Here is a 3367-nt window from a genome sequence, read left to right as displayed (position 1 = left end):
GAGATTTTGCCTGTAAACGTAATCCCTGTCAAGGGTGTGGGTATTAAATCATTCGGGCAAGCACCCATTCTTTTTTTGTCGTGTGCCGCGTAAAGTGCCGCTCACTGTCAGCGCTCGCAAGAGCTGCTGACCTTGGTGGGGCCCGAGGAGACAAGTCCTGCAACGCATTCCTCTAGATGCGCTGCTCTTTCAAAGCCTGATGCGGCACAGCATCTGAAAAGCGCCGAGACCTTTCTCTCGGCGCTTTTTTATGCCTGCAACGCGCTCACGGGTGCACATGACCCACATCGGTTGAAAGCGCCTCACCCGAGCGATAGGGCAGCACCAAGCCATGAGACGCATCCTCCACTGCCCACGCTTGGATGATCGGTGCTTGCGATCGCACGCTGCCAAAGATGGTGGCAAACGCAACATCGGCAGCATCACGCCCGGTTCCCAGACGCACGAAAGCCATCGGGATGGCTGTGCCCGAGGCATCAAAGATGTACCAGCGATCCCCCACATAGGCTTCGACATAGGCATGGAAGTCCGGCGGCCCCAAGGCAGGATCGGCGCCAAAGTCAGTGCCCGTGGCAAAACGTGCCGGAATGTTGACCGCGCGGCACAGCGCAATCATCAAATGGGCAAAGTCGCGACACACCCCCACACGCTCGATAAGCGTGTCAAAGGCCGAGGTGGTGGAGTTCGAGACATTCGAGGTGAAGCGCACATGGCTCTTGACCCAATCTTGAATGGCTTTGACGCGCCCATAGCCGCGCCACAAGCCACCGAACTCATCGCTGGCCAAACGCAGCAGCCGGTCCGACTGGCAGTAGCGGCTTGGGTAGATGTAGCTGATCACCTCGGGCGGCAGCAGATGCACCGGCACCTCATCAAGCGTCGTTGGGTCGGCGACATGGTGCGTCAGATCAATCGTCGCGGCGTACGACACCTTGAGCTGCCCCGGCAGCGCCCGCAGGCGCATGTAGCGGGTGTGGGTTGCGGGGTCGGTGTGGATGATCGGCTGCACCGGCTGACTCAGGACCAGCCGCTCCGCCGAAACATGCTGGCTTGGCGTGTGGGCGGCGTGAATGTTGAACACGAAGTCCGCACCAGGCGGATCGATCTCGTAGTTCAGTTCCACGTGCAGTTGGATGCGAATCATCTTTCGGTCCACACCGCGCTGCAACACGGCTGTCCCTGAAGTGTTTGAAGGTGTCATCGGCACAGTATGCACGCCCACAAGGGTTCACCCTTATCCATACTTCAACCCAACGGCCATCTCACATCACTGGGCTGTGGGCATCACAAACTCAGCGCCCTTGGCTGTGCTTTCGGGCCAACGCTGCATGACCGATTTCTGCTTGGTATAGAAGCGCACGCCCTCCTCGCCGTAGGCATGCATATCGCCAAAGAGGCTCCGCTTCCAGCCGCCAAAGCCGTGCCAAGCCATCGGCACCGGAATCGGCACATTGATGCCCACCATGCCCACTTGGATCTGGCGCGCGAACTCTCGTGCGGTGTTGCCGTCGCGGGTGTAGCAGGCCACACCGTTGCCGAACTCGTGGGCGTTGATCAGATCCACCGCCTCGGCAAAGGTCTGGGCACGCACGCAGGCCAGCACCGGGCCGAAGATCTCTTCCTTATAGATACGCATATCGGGCGTGACGTGATCGAACAGCGTGGCGCCAGTGAAGAAACCGTTCTCGAAGCCCGGCACCGTGTAGCCCCGACCGTCCACCACCAGCGTGGCGCCCTCGTCCACCCCAAGGCCGATGTAGCCCTCGATGCGATCCCGTGCTTCGGCGGTGACGATCGGCCCCATCTCGGCGTCAAGCGCCATGCCGTGCTTGATCTTGAGCGCCCGCACCCGCTCAGCCACCTTGGGAATCACTTGATGGGCGATCTCGTCGCCCACAAACACCGCCACCGAAATCGCCATGCAGCGCTCGCCCGCTGAGCCATAGGCCGCGCCGATCAGCGCGTCCACCGTTTGCTCAACGTCAGCATCGGGCATCACCACCATGTGGTTCTTGGCGCCACCCAGCGCCTGCACACGCTTGCCGTGGTGCGCACCCCTCTCATAGATGGATTGGGCGATCGGGGTGGAGCCCACAAAACTGAGGGCTTTGACATCCGGATGCCCCAGCAGCGCATCCACCGCCAGCTTGTCACCTTGCACCACGTTGAAGACCCCGGCAGGCAGACCAGCCTTCGTCAGCAGCTCTGCCATGAAAATCGAAGCACTCGGGTCGCGCTCGCTCGGCTTCAAGACAAAGGTGTTGCCGCAAGCAATCGCCACCGGGAACATCCAGCACGGCACCATGACGGGGAAGTTGAACGGCGTCACACCCGCCACCACGCCCAAGGCTTGGCGCACGGTCCAGTTGTCGATGCCAGTCGAAACCTGCTCGGTGTAATCACCCTTGAGCAACTGCGGGATGCCGCAAGCGAACTCGATGATCTCGATACCGCGTGTGACTTCGCCTTGAGCATCGGTGAAAACCTTGCCGTGTTCGGCGGTGATCATCGCGGCCAGCTCGTCGCGGTGCTGATTCATCAGCGCGAGGAAGGCATTCATGACGCGGGCGCGGCGGATGGTGGGCGTCGCCGACCAAGCTGGGAAAGCAGCCCGAGCCGCCGCCACAGCGACATCCACCTCTGCGGCGCTGGCCAACGCCACGTGGCGTGCCACAACGCCAGTGGCCGGGTTGTAAACCGCTTGGCGCCGGCCACTCTGACTAGGCACGCTGACCCCGTGGATGAAGTGCGGGATGTCGATAGGGGCGACGCTGGCGGTATGGGGCGTGGGCTGGCTCATGGATGTCTCTGGTTTTGACGGCGTTGCAGTCTAGGCAGACGGAGCGTGCAAAACCAGCGTGCGTTGCTGGATACACTGTTCACGTTCAAGAACAGTGGTTTGCATAAATCTGGAACAAAGCTCATGGATCTGCGTCGTATCGATCAGCTCTGGTCGCACGTGCACTGGCTCACCGTCTTGGGGGATTTGGGCAGCTACACAGCGGCAGCCCAGCGCTTGGGCGTGAGCAAAGCCGCCATGAGCCAGCGCATCAGCGAACTCGAACGCGCTGCCGGCGTGCCGCTGGTACAGCGCACCACCCGCAGCGTGCGCCTCACCGAAGCGGGTCAGCAGTTGACCGACGCCACCCGTGGAGCCTTTGAGCACATTGAGCGCGGCTTTGCCAGCGTGCGTGATTTGGCGGGCGGAGCACCGCGTGGGCTGTTGCGGGTCACCGCCCCCGTCGCTTTGGGCCGCCAGCGCATCGTGCCGCTGCTACCGGACTTCTTGCGCGCTCATCCCGAGATCCGTATCGAACTTGACCTGTCCGACCGGCTGGTGCCGCTGGCACAAGAAGGCTTTGATCTG

The 3367-nt window shown here is 61.7% G+C and carries 3 protein-coding genes; 1 reads left to right on the top strand and 2 read right to left on the bottom strand.

Annotated elements, in window-relative coordinates; translation table 11 throughout:
- Window positions 1-265: 265 nt before the first annotated feature.
- On the bottom strand, window positions 266-1144 hold the full coding sequence (locus tag LEPOCDRAFT_RS02455) for a transglutaminase-like domain-containing protein (protein ID WP_009453639.1): 879 nt from the start codon (window positions 1142-1144) through the stop codon (window positions 266-268).
- Window positions 1145-1267: 123 nt separating this feature from the next.
- On the bottom strand, window positions 1268-2800 hold the full coding sequence (locus tag LEPOCDRAFT_RS02450) for a CoA-acylating methylmalonate-semialdehyde dehydrogenase (protein ID WP_009453638.1): 1533 nt from the start codon (window positions 2798-2800) through the stop codon (window positions 1268-1270).
- A 123-nt stretch (window positions 2801-2923) separates the two neighbouring features.
- Between LEPOCDRAFT_RS02450 and LEPOCDRAFT_RS02445 the strand changes: the two genes are divergently transcribed.
- The coding region (locus tag LEPOCDRAFT_RS02445; RefSeq protein WP_009453637.1) for a LysR family transcriptional regulator at window positions 2924-3367 on the top strand (444 nt) is incomplete at its 3' end.

It is taken from the genome of Leptothrix ochracea L12, assembly GCF_000262525.1.
This window is presented reverse-complemented; position numbering and strand designations above follow the sequence as displayed.